The sequence below is a fragment of the Staphylococcus aureus genome (assembly GCF_001027105.1).
In the GTDB taxonomy this organism is placed as follows: Bacteria; Bacillota; Bacilli; order Staphylococcales; family Staphylococcaceae; genus Staphylococcus; species Staphylococcus aureus.
On record NZ_CP011526.1, the window covers coordinates 1,969,939 to 1,983,971 of the forward strand.

At 32.3% G+C, this 14,033-nt stretch carries 12 protein-coding genes; 3 read left to right on the top strand and 9 right to left on the bottom strand.

The window, feature by feature from the left end; all coding sequences use genetic code 11:
• Window positions 1-7: 7 nt before the first annotated feature.
• From ligA to purB, 5 genes are all read right to left on the bottom strand, one after another.
• Window positions 8-2,011, bottom strand: a complete 2,004-nt coding sequence (gene ligA / locus AA076_RS09950; RefSeq protein WP_000774565.1) for an NAD-dependent DNA ligase LigA — start codon at window positions 2,009-2,011, stop codon at window positions 8-10.
• A 3-nt stretch (window positions 2,012-2,014) separates the two neighbouring features.
• A complete protein-coding gene (gene pcrA, locus AA076_RS09955) occupies window positions 2,015-4,207 on the bottom strand; it encodes a DNA helicase PcrA (RefSeq protein ID WP_000992921.1) in 2,193 nt (730 codons plus the stop codon).
• Window positions 4,204-4,896 (bottom strand): heptaprenylglyceryl phosphate synthase, encoded by a 693-nt coding sequence (gene pcrB / locus AA076_RS09960; protein ID WP_000272070.1) that lies wholly within the window; start codon window positions 4,894-4,896, stop codon window positions 4,204-4,206. The genes pcrA and pcrB overlap by 4 nt, the downstream gene beginning before the upstream one ends.
• 171 nt (window positions 4,897-5,067) lie before the next feature.
• Complete coding sequence (locus tag AA076_RS09965) at window positions 5,068-5,370, bottom strand: YerC/YecD family TrpR-related protein (protein ID WP_001165363.1); 303 nt, start codon at window positions 5,368-5,370, stop codon at window positions 5,068-5,070.
• Between the two features lie 108 nt (window positions 5,371-5,478).
• Window positions 5,479-6,774: an adenylosuccinate lyase gene (purB, locus tag AA076_RS09970; RefSeq protein ID WP_000572878.1), complete on the bottom strand. Its 1,296-nt coding sequence runs from the start codon at window positions 6,772-6,774 to the stop codon at window positions 5,479-5,481.
• Between the two features lie 860 nt (window positions 6,775-7,634).
• Here purB and scpA point away from each other — a divergent pair.
• Window positions 7,635-8,801, top strand: a complete 1,167-nt coding sequence (gene scpA, locus AA076_RS09975; protein ID WP_001836291.1) for a cysteine protease staphopain A — start codon at window positions 7,635-7,637, stop codon at window positions 8,799-8,801.
• Window positions 8,802-8,831: 30 nt separating this feature from the next.
• A complete protein-coding gene (locus AA076_RS09980) occupies window positions 8,832-9,158 on the top strand; it encodes a staphostatin A (RefSeq protein WP_000434933.1) in 327 nt (108 codons plus the stop codon).
• 291 nt (window positions 9,159-9,449) lie between these two features.
• On the opposite strand, the gene AA076_RS15315 is transcribed toward AA076_RS09980, so the two are convergent.
• From AA076_RS15315 to AA076_RS10000, 4 genes are all read right to left on the bottom strand, one after another.
• Window positions 9,450-9,623 carry an NETI motif-containing protein gene (locus tag AA076_RS15315; RefSeq protein ID WP_000669862.1) on the bottom strand — a complete coding sequence of 58 codons (174 nt, stop codon included), beginning with the start codon at window positions 9,621-9,623 and terminating at the stop codon, window positions 9,450-9,452.
• Entirely contained in the window at window positions 9,604-10,206 is a 603-nt protein-coding gene (locus tag AA076_RS09990) for a DUF2179 domain-containing protein (RefSeq protein WP_000011542.1), read from the bottom strand. Before AA076_RS09990 ends, AA076_RS15315 begins: the two co-directional genes overlap by 20 nt.
• 270 nt (window positions 10,207-10,476) lie before the next feature.
• Window positions 10,477-11,298 carry an ammonia-dependent NAD(+) synthetase gene (gene nadE / locus AA076_RS09995; protein WP_000040873.1) on the bottom strand — a complete coding sequence of 274 codons (822 nt, stop codon included), beginning with the start codon at window positions 11,296-11,298 and terminating at the stop codon, window positions 10,477-10,479.
• Window positions 11,291-12,760 (bottom strand): nicotinate phosphoribosyltransferase, encoded by a 1,470-nt coding sequence (locus AA076_RS10000; RefSeq protein WP_001836292.1) that lies wholly within the window; start codon window positions 12,758-12,760, stop codon window positions 11,291-11,293. The genes nadE and AA076_RS10000 overlap by 8 nt, the downstream gene beginning before the upstream one ends.
• Before the next feature lie 183 nt (window positions 12,761-12,943).
• Between AA076_RS10000 and AA076_RS10005 the strand changes: the two genes are divergently transcribed.
• Window positions 12,944-14,020, top strand: coding sequence for a nitric oxide synthase oxygenase (locus tag AA076_RS10005; RefSeq protein ID WP_000897635.1), 1,077 nt, complete (start codon window positions 12,944-12,946; stop codon window positions 14,018-14,020).
• Window positions 14,021-14,033 lie beyond the last annotated feature (13 nt).

The following is a 14,033-nucleotide window of genomic DNA, read 5'->3' on the forward strand; positions in this document are numbered from 1 at the left end:
TACCCCTCTAACTATTTAATTCATTTTGCTTATCTACAAATTGTTGCTCTGTCCAAATTTCAATACCTAAACTTTGTGCTTTTGTTAATTTTGAACCTGCATCTTCACCAGCAATAACGACATCTGTATTTTTAGTAACGCTACTTGTAACTTTAGCACCTTGTGATGCAAGCCATTTAGATGCTTCATTGCGTGTCATTTGATGTAGCTTACCAGTCAGTACTATCGTTTTACCACTAAATTCAGGATGTCCTTCAATATCTGATGTTTTGATACCTTTATAAATCATATTAACATGTTTATCTTTTAATTTTTGAATTAAAGCACGAATATCTTCATTTTCTAAATAAGTAACTACAGATTGTGCTACTTTATCACCTATATCATGAATTTCTACTAATTCCGCTTCAGTTACCGTTAGTAATCGATCTATCGTTTCATATTTTTCTGCTAACACTTGGCTCGCTTTAACACCTAAATGCCTAATACCTAGACCAAATAATAAATTTTCTAAAGAGTTGTCCTTAGCTTGTTGAATGGCAGCTAATAAATTATCAACTTTTTTCTGCCCCATTCTGTCTAAAGGTAATAAATCTTCTTCTGTTAAATAGAAAATATCAGCAACATCTTTAATTAATTCGCTTTGATAAAGCTGTTGAATAATTTTAGTGCCTAAACCATCAATATTCATGGCTTGTCTTGATACAAAGTGAATCAATCCTTCAACAAGTTGTGCTTGGCATTTTGGATTAATGCAACGAAGTGCTACTTCGCCTTCAATACGTACTAATTCATGTCCACAACTTGGACAATGGGTTGGCATATGATATGTGACAGCATCCTCAGGTCTACGTTCTGGAATACTACGTACAACTTCAGGTATGATGTCACCTGCTTTTTTCACTACAACACTATCACCAATTCGAATATCTCTGTCATGAATTAAATCCTCATTGTGCAAAGATGCTCTTGATACAGTTGTACCAGCTACTTTTACTGGTTCTAAAATAGCAGTAGGTGTGACTACACCTGTTCGTCCAATACTTAATTCAATATCTAATAATTTAGTTACTACTTCCTCAGCTGGAAATTTATAAGCAATGGCCCATCTAGGAGATTTTTGTGTGAATCCCATCTCATCCTGTTGATCTAAATCATTAACCTTAATAACAATCCCATCAATATCATAAGGTAATGACTCTCTTTGGCTTGTCCATTTTTCAATATACTCTAAAACACCATCGATATTATTTACACGCGCTCTATTTTTATTCGTTGTAAAACCTAATTTATCTAACTCATCTAATGCTTCACTTTGCGAACGCGCATTGAAATCAGTGAAATCATTGACACTATATATAAATACGCTTAGCTTTCGTTTTGCCGTTAATTTAGAATCTAACTGTCTTAATGATCCCGCAGCAGCGTTTCTTGGATTTGCAAATAACTGCTCATCATTTTTTTCTTTTTCTTCATTTAATCGTAAAAATGAACGTCTCGGCATATATGCTTCACCACGAACTTCTACATTTAATGGTTCTTTCATTTTCAAAGGTATCGCATGAATTGTTTTTAAATTTTCGGTAATATCTTCACCTGTTGTTCCATCACCACGTGTTAAACCTTGAACGAAGTATCCATCAACATATTTCAATGATACTGCTAAGCCATCAATTTTTAATTCGCACATATATTCAACGTTGCCAATTTGTTCACGTATGCGTTGGTCGAATTTTCTCAAATCATCCTCATTAAATGCATTCCCTAAACTTAACATTGGCGTGTCATGGTTGACTTTATTGAAAGAGGCTTGGGCTTCACCGCCAACTCTAACTGTTGGAGAATCTACAGTCTTATACTCAGGATGCTCCTCTTCTATTTTAATCAGTTCATGAAGTAATTTGTCATATTCACTATCTGGTACAGATGGATTATCCTCTACATAGTATTCATAACTGTATTGATTTAATAAATCATGTAACTCGTTCACACGAGACGATAAATCAGCCATCCCTTAATCCTCCTTTTTTTCAATTGGTGCAAATTGCGCTAACAAACGTTTTGGCCCTTGTGATTTAAAGATAATATCTAGTTCGATTGAGCCATTTTTCTCGTTTACATTACTCACCATGCCTTCTCCCCAGGCTTTATGCATCACTTTGTCACCTACATTCCAATCAGATGACAATACTTGTTTTTTCGTTGACGTTGTTCGTTGACTAAATCCGCGTTTAGCAAAAGGTTTTGCCTTAGGTTGTATCGTTTGTCGTTTGCCACTTGAATGATTTTCTAATAGTGATTCTGGAATTTCCTTTAAAAATCTGGATGGCATATTTGACTGAGGGCGACCAAATAACATTCTTGATGTCGCATGAGTGATATATAACACCTCTTCAGCCCTTGTAATTGCTACATAACAAATACGACGTTCTTCTTGCATTTCATGATCATCTTCACTCTTAATCGCTCTAATATGTGGGAATAAAGATTCTTCCATCCCCATTATAAAGACAATTGGAAATTCAAGGCCCTTAGCCGAGTGCATCGTCATTAGTGTTACGCCATTTTCAGTATCTGCCTCATCAATATCAGCTACTAACGATAAATCCGTTAAAAAGTTAATTAATGACTGTTCTTCTAATGGGGTATTTTCCTCATAGTCTTTTGGTACTGACATAAATTCATCGATGTTTTCTAATCTACTTCGAGATTCTAATGTATTTTCACGTTCAAGCATTTCTCGATAGCCAGACTTTTGTAATACTTCATCAACTATTTCATGAATTTCTAAAAATTCTTGTTCTTTTATCAAGCTTTGGATTAACTCGTAAAAATTAAGACACTCTTGTGTCACCTTTTTTGACAATCCGATAAAATCAGCTTCTCCAAGTGCATCAAACATACTGATATTGTTTTGAAGTGCATAGTTTTGAACTTTTTCAACAGATGAAGGACCTACACCTCTTTTTGGAACATTAATAATACGTTGCAAACTAATGTCATCATTACTATTGGCAATTATACGCAAATAACTTAATAAATCTTTGATTTCTTTACGGTCATAGAACTTTTGGCCACCAACCATTGTGTATGGCATATTAGATTTCATGAATGTTTCCTCAAGTACACGTGATTGTGCATTCGTTCTATATAAAATTGCCATATCTTGATATTTCTTACCATTACGTTGATGCTTCATAATTTCTCGTATTACAAATTCCGCTTCATCACGTTCCGTCATTGCTTCATAGTAATGAATTTTCTCACCATTCGTATTTGCAGTCCACAGTCCTTTTGGCTTACGTTCAGAATTATTTTTAATCACTTCGTTAGCCGCATTTAAAATCGTTTTCGTCGAACGATAATTTTGCTCTAAAAAGATTGTATTCGCTTCTGGATAGTCTTTTTCAAATGATAAGATATTTTGAATATCAGCACCACGCCAACCATAAATTGACTGATCTGAGTCACCTACAACACATAAGTTTTTAAACTTACTTGCTAATAATTTAACTAATGTGTATTGTGCTTTATTAGTATCTTGATACTCATCTACATGAATATATTGGAATTTGTTCTGATAATATTCTAGAACTTCTGGTACACGCTCAAATAAGTTAATCGTTGTCATAATAAGGTCATCAAAATCTAACGCTTCATTACGTGACAATTGGCGTTGATATCCACTATAAACCGTTGCTACCATTTGCGAGTGATAATCTGTGGCTTCTTTTTGAGCATCTGCAGGTGTTTTAAGTTCATTTTTCAAATTACTGATCGCACCGATAAACATACGAGGTTCAAACTTTTTACTATCAATATTTTCATTTTTTAAGACGTCTTTAATAACAGATTTTTGGTCTGTAGGATCAATTATCGTAAAATTGCGTTCTATACCAATTCGATCTGCATCACGACGTAAAATACGAACACACATTGAGTGGAATGTTGACATCCAAATAACTTCTGCTTGATCACCTACTAATTTTTGAACACGTTCTTTCATTTCTCTTGCAGCTTTATTTGTAAAAGTAATAGCCAAAACATTGTATGGTGAGACATCTTTTTCGTCTAATAAATAAGCAATTCTATGTGTTAAAACACGTGTCTTCCCTGAACCAGCACCTGCCATAATTAACAATGGTCCTTCTGTTGTCTTTACAGCTTCACTTTGCTCTGTATTCATATGATTTAATAACGCATTCATTTACTAGACTCCTTTATTTTTACTGTTTTTAAAGCTTTTTTAATATCTTTATAAATAATATCACCGACGATAATTGTATCTGCAATAGCTGCCATCTCTGTCGCTTGTTGTTCTGAGGAAATACCGCCACCATAAAAAAGTTGCGTTTCTGTTAGATGTTCTGAGACAGCTTGAACCTTTGATACGTCGCCATAAATGCCACTATACTCTATATACATAACCGGTAATCGATACATATGATTGACCATTTGGGCATATGCTTCTAAATCTTCTGTTGTTAAATCTGTATTTGCTTTGGTATGTTTTGCCACTTTGCTATCAGCATTGCACACGACATACCCTTCAAATATTACTTCCTCAAAATCTATACTATGTCCATATGTTTTAAGCGCTTCTAATAATGTACCATTGTGAAATACAACATCTGTACTGTTCAGTACTGTAGGTACAAAATAAAAATCAAAACCAGGCATTACACTTTCGATGTTTGATATTTCAAGTACTAAAGGCAATGGGTATCTTCTTACTCTGCTCATTAAATGAATGACATTATCTTCAGTAACGTCATCAGTTCCACCAATCATAATTGCATCTGTTTGAGACATACAAATCGCATCTAAATCATCATCTGAAATATGTTTAGCTGGGTCTAATTTAAAAATATGGCGCCATTTTTTAATGTCATACATTTTCCGAAACTCCTTTTTTAACATACATATGATTATAGCATTTTTAAGTGTCGAGTTCTAAAGACTTAATATGAAATTTAAGTTCTTTTACTCTGTAAATTTTTTCGTGAAAAAACAATGATTATCTACCTTATTAGTGCAGATAGATAACCATTGTTTATCGTTCATTTATTATTCATTTGTTTCAATATTCATACGATCTAAAATCATTGTATAAGCATCATTACCCCATTGTAATGAACGCTTCACTCTAGAAATCGTTGCAGTCGATGCTCCAGATTCTTGTTCAATCGTTGCATAGGTATAACCTTGCTTAATCATTTTAGCAACTTGTAATCTTTGAGACAGTGATTGAATTTCATTTACAGTACACAAATCATCGAAAAATTGGTAACATTCTTCTCTATTTTCTAACGTTAGTATTGCATCAAACAATTCATCTAACGCTGCACCTCGTAATTTTTCAATTTGCATATCGAAACAACCCCTATAATTTTATTCTTTATGTCATTTTAACGCATTAATCTATTAAAGTGTAGCGATTTATATTTTATTAAATCTGAATCGTTACTTTATTTAATTTTATGCTAATCCAGCGCGTTCGAAAATAGTGTCAACTTGATTCAAATGATGTTTAGGATCGAAACATTCATCCAATTCTTCTTTTGTTAAAACACTTGTAATAGACTCATCTTGTTCGATTAATTCACGGAACGGTGTTTTCGTTTCCCAAGATATCATCGCTTTTGGTTGTACTTTGTCGTATGCTTCTTCACGAACCATACCTTTATTAATTAATGCTAATAAGACACGTTGTGAGAAAATCAGACCAAATGTTTTATCTATGTTATTACGCATATTATCTTCAAATACAGTTAAACGGTCCACAATATTTGTGAAACGATTCAATGCATAATCTAGTGCTATTGTAACATCTGGTAACATAATACGCTCAGCAGAAGAATGAGAAATATCTCTTTCATGCCATAATGGCACATTCTCATAAGCTGTAGTAATATAACCACGAATGACTCTTGAAATACCTGTGATATTTTCAGAACCAATTGGATTTCGTTTATGAGGCATTGCAGATGAACCTTTTTGGCCTTTTGCAAATGCTTCTTCAACTTCTCTCGTTTCGGTTTTTTGAAGGTTACGTATTTCAACGGCAAATTTTTCTAGTGATGTCGCGATTAATGCTAATGTCGCAATATAGTATGCATGTCGATCGCGTTGCAATGTTTGCGTTGATACAGGCGCTGTGCCAATACCTAAATGTTTACACACATAACTTTCTATTTCAGGAGGAATGTTAGCAAAAGTACCTACTGCACCACTCATTTTCCCTACTTCAATTTCTTCTCTTACTTGTTTGAAACGTTGTAAGTTACGTTGCATTTCCGTGTACCACAATGCCATTTTGACACCAAATGTAGTTGGTTCTGCATGCACTCCATGTGTACGTCCCATCATCAATGTATATTTATAATTTTTTGCTTTTTCAGCTAAAACGTCGATAAATCTTTCTAAATCTTTTTCAATAATGTCATTTGCTTGTTTAATAACGAAACTTAAAGCTGTATCTACAACATCAGTAGAAGTTAAACCATAATGTACCCACTTACGTTCTTCACCTAGCGTTTCAGAAACTTGTCTAGTAAAGGCTACAACATCATGGCGCGTTTCTTGTTCAATTTCTTGTGCACGTTCGACATTTACCTTTGCGTTTTGACGAATTTTTTGTACGTCAGCTTTCGGTATATGTCCTAATTCACTCCATGCTTCACATGCTAAAATTTCCACTTCTAACCATGCTTCATAGCGATTTTGATCAGTCCAAATATTAGACATTTCTTCTCTAGAATAGCGTTCAATCATTTTTTTAACTCCTATCGTATGTATACTCGAATTTTCAAAAACAGAACATTTTTTAATAAAAATAAACAAAAAGTTCGTTTTTAACTCTACTCTTCACAGTTTAACAGAATTGGTTATAAATGTATAAAAAATTTCCGTATATTCTCATTCTATTTTATTTTTTACATTAATACAATTATCTATGGCAGATTAATACTGATTTCTAATTGTAAATGTTCGCAATACTTTAATCTAATTGGTATTTATAATGATCCATTGAGAATATATTTTTGCATTTTAGTTTTTCTCCCCTCAACTACACTATCCAACTTTTTATTACAATTAGGACAATCAATAGCTTTAGTAATACCAGAATTTATTCACTTTACTTCTCCTATTGTATGGAATTTTCAACAATCTACTTTTCCTAGTTTCATAATATTTCTTCTTACATTTCATAATATGTTTTAAAATTATTCGCTTCTAATATAACAAATTTTCTACTCACAAAAAGAATATATATTCTATTGCATAGGTGTGGCATTTTAAATATAAGACATTAATATTGAACTCCAGAATCGTATAAATACGAAACTGATTATAGAAAAATACGCAGAGATTTTTTTAATAGTAAATTTTTATAGAAAGACATAAATTGACTACGCTTCTTTCAAAATCGACTAATATATTTTCATGAAACTTTCGATCATATTAATTATTGAATGAGATGTTTGCAATTTAGTAAATAAGCTACTAAATTATTACATAAACTGATAATGTGTAAAAATTAATTATTTTTTAAACATAGATTAAAATTTTATATTGAAACTCTTAACTAAATTTAATATAATTATTTTATAATAAAATAAAGGAGTTTTTATATGAAAAGAAACTTTCCAAAATTAATAGCTTTAAGTTTAATATTTTCTTTAAGTGTTACCCCTATTGCAAACGCTGAGAGCAATTCAAATATCAAAGCAAAAGATAAGAAGCATGTGCAAGTTAATGTCGAGGACAAGAGTGTTCCTACTGACGTACGTAATTTAGCGCAAAAAGACTATCTTTCTTATGTTACTTCACTTGATAAAATCTATAATAAAGAGAAAGCCTCGTATACACTTGGTGAACCTTTTAAAATTTATAAATTCAACAAAAAGAGTGATGGTAATTATTATTTTCCAGTTTTGAACACTGAAGGTAATATCGATTATATAGTTACAATTTCACCAAAAATCACTAAGTATTCTAGTTCATCTTCTAAATACACAATCAATGTTTCTCCATTTTTATCTAAAGTCTTAAATCAATATAAAGATCAACAAATTACTATTTTGACAAACTCAAAAGGTTACTATGTGGTTACTCAAAATCATAAAGCTAAACTAGTACTAAAAACACCACGTCTAGAAGATAAAAAGTTAAAAAAGACTGAGAGTATACCTACTGGCAATAATGTAACGCAACTAAAGCAAAAAGTTTCTGTCACTATGCCAACTAGTCAATTTAAAAGTAATAATTATACTTACAACGAGCAATATATAAATAAACTTGAGAATTTCAAGATAAGAGAAACTCAAGGTAACAATGGTTGGTGTGCAGGCTATACGATGTCTGAATTACTAAATGCGACTTATAATACTAACAAATATCATGCAGAAGCTGTGATGAGATTTTTACACCCAAACTTACAAGGACAACGATTCCAATTTACTGGTTTAACGCCAAGAGAGATGATTTATTTTGGACAAACTCAGGGAAGAAGTCCACAACTTCTTAATAGAATGACTACATATAATGAAGTTGACAATCTTACTAAAAATAATAAAGGAATTGCTGTTTTAGGTAGTAGAGTAGAATCAAGAAATGGTATGCACGCAGGGCATGCCATGGCAGTTGTTGGGAACGCTAAATTAGATAATGGACAAGAGGTTATAATTATATGGAATCCATGGGATAATGGTTTTATGACTCAAGATGCTAAAAACAATGTTATTCCAGTATCCAATGGCGACCATTATCGATGGTATTCATCTATTTATGGTTATTAAAATTTGTATTTTAGAAAGGTAAATAATATTATGGAACAAATTGAATTATTTAGTATTGATAAATTCAAATGTAATTCAGAGGCTAAGTATTATCTTAATATTATTGAGGGAGAATGGCATCCTCAAGATTTAAATGATAGTCCTTTAAAATTTATTCTCAGTACCTCAGACGATTCTGATTACATTTGCAAATATATAAATACAGAACACAAACAACTCACATTATATAATAAAAATAATAGCTCAATTGTTATTGAAATATTTATACCAAATGATAATAAAATACTACTAACAATTATGAACACAGAAGCTTTGGGAACTTCTCCTAGAATGACTTTCATTAAGCATAAGTCATAAGACTATCTAGATATGATTAAGTAAACTATTAATCTTATTAAAGGTCTCTAGGAAGAAAAAATTTCATGCGATGAGATTGTTTTAGAAAAAGCGACGATATATATAATCTAACAATAATTTTTAAAATATTAAGAACCCCCAGCATATGCTTTATATAGCTTGCTGGGGGTTTCTCATACAATATGGATCGAGCATCTTGCATGTATAAACAAATAGGCTATTCAAAGTAAAATTACTCAAACTTTGAATAGCCTTTCCTCTTCAAATAGTCTTTATTTAAATTGGATTATGTTATTGGATTTTCTTACCTACAAAAACGATTTCTTGATGTGATACTTCAACCGTGCCATCTTTTTGCTCTTGAAACACGGGTTTTTCAATACGTTTTACCGGCATATACCCTTGCATTTTCATTCGTGACAAACAATCAGCAATTGTTTCATTCTCATTTACTTTGAATTTCATGTTCTACTACACTTTCCAGTTCTTCTGGTTCATAATCTTTAAGCTTTCTACGACGAATGCCTTTAGTCCAGAATCCACCATGTATGTTTCGAGGTTCATACGCAATGATAAATGCTTTCGGATCTAAATTTTTTATCGTATCCATCAATTTACGTTCATATTTTCTTGGTGTTAAAATTTGCATCACCATACGACTACCATCTCTACCAAACGCAGCATAGTGCGTAACGCCATATCCTAAATTTCGAAGTTCATTCGGTAAATCTAACTCATATTCTGCTGAAGTTACATTTACAACTGTATAACCTAATGCCAGTTTTTCTTCTATTTTCATACCAACAATGATACCTATTGAAAAACCAAATGCGTAGGCAATAATATTTTGAATATGGTCTAAATTAGACATAACCAAACCTAAACCAACGATATAAACTAATACTTCTAAAAAACTAACTGATGCAGCAATATAACGATAACCTTTCAACGTTAAAATTGTTCGCATCGTTAAAAACGTTACATAACAAACGTTAATGATAAATATAGTTAGTACCATTAACCATGGATTTTCTGTTACGAATGACATAAGGCGCCCCACTCTCTTTCAATTACACTTTAAATACCAAACTGCTTCAACCTAACCTTAATGAATGCATATTAATATAATATAGTACGAAAACTCTCATAAATAAATAGCGAATTTGTCATAAATAAAAATTTATTCTCAAATGAACATACTTACTTTAGTTCATACACTTTCAATTTATACACTGAAGTAGTCTAGCTGAATGTGGTTTAATGTTATTAATTCTAACTCATATTTAATTTAAGTCACACGTTAGAAGAAAAAATTAAATTAGGATTTTGGCCACGTGTATCTTGTATATGCAAGTTCACGTTTGTGTGCATTTCGTATATAATGATTTTCAATTACTTTTTGTTCTTCTGGCGTAACTGGCTTACCTTCTAAATAATTATCAATCGCCTCATAAGTTACACCTAATGCATCTTCATCTGGAAGCTGTGGTTTATCATCTTCTAAATCAGCAGTTGGCGTTTTTTCATATAATTCCTTTGGCGCACCAAGATACGCTAATAATTGACGACCTTGTCGTTTATTCAAACCAAATATAGGTGCGATATCTGCAGCACCATCACCGTACTTCGTATAAAACCCAGTTATATTTTCAGCTGAATGATCTGTTCCTACTACAATACCTTGTCGGTTTGAAGCAATTGAAAATTGTACTTTCATACGTTCACGCGCTTTTTCATTTCCTTTTTGGAAATCTGTAAGAACAATACCGGCTTCTTTTAATGATTGCACACTTTGATCAACTGCAGGCTTAATATTGACTGTTACTATTTCATCTGGTTCAATGAATCGCAAAGCTTGCTCAACTTCATCAGCATCTTTTTGAACTCCATAAGGTAATTTAACTGCAATAAACGTACAATCAATGCCTTCTTCACGTAATTCGTTAACAGACATTTGTACTAGTTTTCCAACTAATGTAGAATCCTGTCCTCCTGAAATACCTAACACTAAAGATTTTATAAATGAATGTGATTGTACATAATTTTTTATAAATTGCTTTAATTCCATAATTTCTTCAGCACTATCGATACGCTTTTTCACTTTCATTTCTTGTACAATAACGTCTTGTAATTTACTCATTATCTTCTTCCATCTCCTTAACGTGTTCCGCAACTTCAAAAATACGTTTATGTTTATTATCCCAACATGCCTTGCTTAAATCGACTGGATATTCTTGTGGATTCAGGAAACGCTTATTTTCATCCCAAATAGATTGTAATCCTAGTGCTAAATATTCACGTGATTCATCTTCTGTTGGCATTTGATATACTAATTTACCATTTTCATAAATATTATGATGCAAATCAATGGCTTCGAAAGATTTTATAAATTTCATTTTATAAGTATGCACTGGATGGAATAATTTTAAAGGTTGTTCATCGTATGGATTTTCATTTTCCAAAGTAATATAATCGCCTTCTGCCTTACCTGTTTTCTTGTTTATAATGCGATATACATTTTTCTTACCTGGCGTCGTAACCTTTTCAGCGTTATTTGATAATTTAATACGATCACTATATGAACCATCTTCATTTTCAATAGCTACAAGTTTATATACTGCACCTAATGCTGGTTGATCGTATCCTGTAATCAGCTTTGTACCAACGCCCCAAGAATCTACTTTTGCACCTTGTGCTTTCAAACTCGTAATCGTTTCTTCATCCAAATCATTAGACGCGATAATTTTAGTTTCAGTAAATCCTGCTTCATCAAGCATACGTCTTGCCTCTTTAGATAAATAAGCGATATCTCCAGAATCTAATCGAATACCTACAAAGTTAATTTTGTCACCTAATTCTTTTGCAACTTTTATTGCATTTGGCACGCCAGATTTTAAAGTATGGAATGTATCTACTAGGAACACACAATTTTTATGACTTTCAGCATATTTTTTGAAGGCAACATATTCGTCTCCATAAGTTTGGACAAATGCATGTGCATGTGTACCAGACACAGGTATACCAAATAATTTCCCCGCCCTAACATTACTTGTAGAATCAAAGCCCCCGATGTAAGCAGCTCTAGCGCCCCACAATGCTGCATCAATTTCTTGCGCACGACGTGTACCAAACTCCATTAATTTATCATTTGATGCAATTTGACGAATTCTGCTAGCCTTTGTTGTAATTAATGTATGGAAATTTACAATGTTTAATAAAATTGTTTCTATTAATTGCGCTTGAATCAATGGTGCTTCTACGCGTAACAATGGTTCGTTACCAAAGCATAATTCGCCTTCTTGCATCGAACGGATGCTGCCTGTGAATTTTAAATCTTTTAAATATGATAAGAAATCATCCTTGTAGCCAATAGACTTTAAATATTCCAAATCAGATTCTGAAAATCCAAAATGTTCTATAAAATCAATGACGCGTTTTAAACCATTAAAAACAGCATAGCCACTATTAAATGGCATTTTTCTAAAATACAAATCAAATACAGCCATTTTTTCATGAATATTATCATTCCAATAACTTTCAGCCATATTTATTTGATATAAGTCATTATGTAACATTAAACTGTCGTCTTCTAATTGGTACACTTGTATCTCTCCAATCGACCTAAATATTTTCTTACATTTTATCATAATTCATTTTTTTATATACATAAGAGCCCCTTAATTTCCATACTTTTAATTAAAATCAACCAACAATTTAATGACATATACATAATTTTTAAGAGTATTTTAATAATGTAGACTATAATATAAAGCGAGGTGTTGTTAATGTTATTTAAAGAGGCTCAAGCTTTCATAGAAAACATGTATAAAGAGTGTCATTATGAAACGCAAATTATCAATAAACGTTTACATGACATTGAACTAGAAATAAAAGAAACTGGGACATATACACATACAGAAGAAGAACTTATTTATGGTGCTAAAATGGCTTGGCGTAATTCAAATCGTTGCATTGGTCGTTTATTTTGGGATTCGTTAAATGTCATTGATGCAAGAGATGTTACTGACGAAGCATCGTTCTTATCATCAATTACTTATCATATTACACAGGCTACAAATGAAGGTAAATTAAAGCCGTATATTACTATATATGCTCCAAAGGATGGACCTAAAATTTTCAACAATCAATTAATTCGCTATGCTGGCTATGACAATTGTGGTGATCCTGCTGAAAAAGAAGTTACACGCTTAGCAAATCACTTAGGTTGGAAAGGAAAAGGTACTAATTTTGACGTGTTACCACTGATTTACCAATTACCTAATGAGTCAGTTAAATTTTACGAATATCCTACTTCATTAATTAAAGAAGTACCTATTGAACATAATCATTATCCAAAATTAAGAAAATTGAACTTAAAATGGTATGCAGTCCCTATCATTTCCAATATGGACTTAAAAATCGGTGGCATTGTATATCCAACTGCACCCTTTAACGGTTGGTATATGGTAACTGAAATTGGCGTACGTAACTTTATTGATGATTACCGTTACAATTTACTAGAAAAAGTTGCAGATGCGTTTGAATTTGATACACTTAAAAATAATTCATTTAATAAAGATCGAGCACTTGTTGAATTGAACTATGCTGTGTATCATTCCTTTAAAAAAGAAGGCGTATCAATTGTCGATCATTTGACCGCTGCAAAGCAATTCGAACTATTCGAACGTAACGAAGCACAACAAGGTCGTCAAGTTACCGGAAAATGGTCTTGGCTAGCACCGCCATTATCTCCAACATTGACGTCAAATTATCATCACGGATATGACAATACAGTAAAAGATCCAAACTTTTTCTATAAAAAGAAAGAATCAAATGCTAACCAGTGCCCTTTCCATCATTAAGTTAGTAGAGGTG

Bases quoted from the DNA above. Each gene is read 5' to 3' on its own strand.
- ligA (WP_000774565.1), bottom strand. From the start codon at position 2,011: ATGGCTGATTTATCGTCTCGTGTGAACGAGTTACATGATTTATTAAAT.
- pcrA (WP_000992921.1), bottom strand. From the start codon at position 4,207: ATGAATGCGTTATTAAATCATATGAATACAGAGCAAAGTGAAGCTGTA.
- pcrB (WP_000272070.1), bottom strand. From the start codon at position 4,896: ATGTATGACATTAAAAAATGGCGCCATATTTTTAAATTAGACCCAGCT.
- AA076_RS09965 (WP_001165363.1), bottom strand. From the start codon at position 5,370: ATGCAAATTGAAAAATTACGAGGTGCAGCGTTAGATGAATTGTTTGAT.
- purB (WP_000572878.1), bottom strand. From the start codon at position 6,774: ATGATTGAACGCTATTCTAGAGAAGAAATGTCTAATATTTGGACTGAT.
- scpA (WP_001836291.1), top strand. From the start codon at position 7,635: ATGAAAAGAAACTTTCCAAAATTAATAGCTTTAAGTTTAATATTTTCT.
- AA076_RS09980 (WP_000434933.1), top strand. From the start codon at position 8,832: ATGGAACAAATTGAATTATTTAGTATTGATAAATTCAAATGTAATTCA.
- AA076_RS15315 (WP_000669862.1), bottom strand. From the start codon at position 9,623: ATGAAATTCAAAGTAAATGAGAATGAAACAATTGCTGATTGTTTGTCA.
- AA076_RS09990 (WP_000011542.1), bottom strand. From the start codon at position 10,206: ATGTCATTCGTAACAGAAAATCCATGGTTAATGGTACTAACTATATTT.
- nadE (WP_000040873.1), bottom strand. From the start codon at position 11,298: ATGAGTAAATTACAAGACGTTATTGTACAAGAAATGAAAGTGAAAAAG.
- AA076_RS10005 (WP_000897635.1), top strand. From the start codon at position 12,944: ATGTTATTTAAAGAGGCTCAAGCTTTCATAGAAAACATGTATAAAGAG.